We start from the raw sequence: 2,827 nt of genomic DNA on the forward strand, positions 1-2,827 counted from the left end.
AGGAAGTTAACCTTGCTAATTTGACTACAACGCAGGGTGACATTAGTCTGACGGCGGATGGCAAGGTGACTCTGGGCAATATACAGGCCAAAACGGATATCACCGTTAGCAGTAAAAGCATTAAAACGGCGGAACAGAGTCATGTGCAGGCAGGGGAAGATATCACGCTTGCCGCGAACACGTTGAACAACACCGGTAAGATTATCGCAGACGGTGACATGCGGTTATTTATCGACCATTTATACAATCGGAATAAGGGGCTGATTCAGGCAAATAACCATCTCTGGCTGCAAAAAGACGCGAGCGGTAATTTAAGTACTGAAATTAACAACACTTCAGCGACGCTGAAAACCAATAACGGCGATATCATTATTCGCGCAAAAGCGTTAAATAATGCCTGGGATGCCAGCGTCGCGGCGGGAATGAACGCTTATATCCATGCAACGAAGCTGGATAATGATGAAAGTCAGTTTCATGCGAAGAAAAATCTCATCTTAACCGGTCACGATTTTAACCGTGGGATGGACGGTAAACTCTCCGCCGATCTGAATGTGGTGGTTGATTTTATTAATAAATTCAACGGGACTGCGTTCATATCGGCGAAAAATATTCTGCTGCATGCCGGTGAAATTATTAACATAGGGCACCTCAACGCGGGTAATAATCTGTCCGTCATCGCCGAGCGTCGAATATATGCCGGCCAGAGTACACTGGAGGCAAAGAGAAATCTGACCTTGATTGCGGGTAAAGATATTGATGCCTTTCAAGTCGAGTTGAAGGGCGAAAATGTTGAACTGCTTACGCGTGAAGGCGACATCCAGATGTGGGGGGACGGTTCTCGTATTTCGGCCAGCAACAATTTGCGGATGTTCGCGGATCACAAACTGGATCTCTATGATCTTTTATTCGATAAATCAAACACGATAACGTTAAATGCGGGTCATGAAATTGATACCAGCCAGGTTAAATTGGCCGCACAGAAAAATCTGACACTCAGTGCGGGCAAAGATATCACCGCCCGTCAAACTGAGCTGAAAGGGGAAAATATTGAGCTTCTCGCGCGTGAAGGCAACATTCAAATAGGCAGGCATGATTCGCGTATTTCGGCCAGCAACAATTTGCAGATGTTCGCGAGTAACAAACTGGATCTTCAGGGTATTTTGTTCGATAAAGCCAACAATATTACGTTAAACGCGGGTGATGAAATCAAGGCTGACGGGGTTAAATTAGCGGCAGATAAAAATCTGACGCTGATTGCGGGCAAAGATATCACTGCCCGTCAGGCAGAGTTAAAAGGGGAAAATGTTGAGCTGCTGGTGCGTGAAGGCGACATCCAAATGGGACGGAATCAGTCTGCTGAATCATTAGCCTCAATTTCGGCCGATAATCATTTGCGGATTTCAGCGGGCAACGATCTGGATCTCTCCGGTATTCAGTTAGACAAATCACGCCATCTGACATTAAGCGCGGGTCATAACCTGAATGCCAATCGAAGTCAATTAAACGCGGCGGGCAATATTAATCTGTTTTCTGGGAATGATTTAATGTTGCGGCAGGCGGGTATCCGGGCGGGGCAACAAGTCATGCTCAGCGCGGGTCACGATATTGATATCTCTCGGCCCAATACGCCGGAGGCGTCAGAGCGCCGGTTTGATTTATCTCAATCAGGCACGCAAATTACTGCGGGCGAGCATCTGCAACTCAGCGCGGGGGGCGATATCGCGGGTATCGCGAGATTAACATCGACTAAAGGAAATATCTCGGTTAACGCCGGCCGGGATTTACTGTTCTTTGCCCAGAAATATTCGCCGATTAATGATAGCGATAAACAATATCTTTATGGCACTGGCGACGTTAGCGCGGCTCAAAATCTCACCTTAGTTGCGGCAGGCAACCTGCTGACATCAGGAACCCGTTTGACATCCGGCGGTGATATGCAACTTTCCGCGGGGGGAAATGTTCGTTTTGAATCGCGACAAGAATTTATTCGCGAGGGGAATATTGAACGCTTTACGCAACACGCCAGCCGGCTGAATAGTGGTGGCGCATTAACTATTCGCTCCCAAGGCAGTATTTTATTCCAGGCGACGGAGTTAATCGCCAAGGGTGTGATGGATATCGCGGCAACAGGCGGTTTTCTCTATGCGCAAGCGATGGAAGAAGCCTATAAAAGTGAAGAAACGAGGAAAAGCTGTAAAGGTTTTGGCCCCATAAAGTCGTGTAAAGTGTTTGGGTCTAAAACAGAACATCGAGTACAAATCAATAAGACCAACAAAGTCACGGAATTTACTGCCGGTGGTGATATTAACCTGATGGCAAAAGATGATGTGACATTGGAAGCGAGTCGGCTAGAAACCAGTAAAAACGCGAAAATCACCAGCCAGACAGGGAAAGTGAACTTCAAGGCGATGCCAAATATTGACTTTGAGCAGACCATCACGACATCAAAAGGCTTTTTTATTACGCAGCACGATAAAGGTCACCGTGAGGAGAGCTGGATAATCCCGTCAGTGCATGTTGGCGGTACGCTGACGGTGGATGCGGCGAAAGGCATCAATGCGGATGTAAAAGTGAAAGAGGGGCAGTTACTGGAAGACGCGTTAGGGGTACTGGGTAACACCCCCGGTACGGAATGGTTAAAAAATCTCCAAGGCCGCAATGATGTCCAGTGGGATCGGGTTAAGGACGCTTACAGTAGCTGGGACAAAAAAAGCGAAAGCTTAAACCCCGTAGTGGGTGCGGTGATTGCGATTGCTGTTGCGGCGGTCACGGCGGGTTCGGGCCTGGCGGCTTGGGCGGGAAGTGGTGCCGTGGGGGCGACAGGTGC

The 2,827-nt window shown here is 48.2% G+C and carries 1 protein-coding gene; it reads left to right on the top strand.

Going from position 1 to position 2,827, the window contains the following annotated elements:
* Positions 1-20: 20 nt before the first annotated feature.
* The coding region (locus LGZ98_RS23320; RefSeq protein WP_262978682.1) for a hemagglutinin repeat-containing protein at positions 21-2,827 on the top strand (2,807 nt) is incomplete at its 3' end.

The sequence above is a fragment of the Photorhabdus kayaii genome, from assembly GCF_025384895.1.
Taxonomy (GTDB): Bacteria; Pseudomonadota; Gammaproteobacteria; order Enterobacterales; family Enterobacteriaceae; genus Photorhabdus; species Photorhabdus kayaii.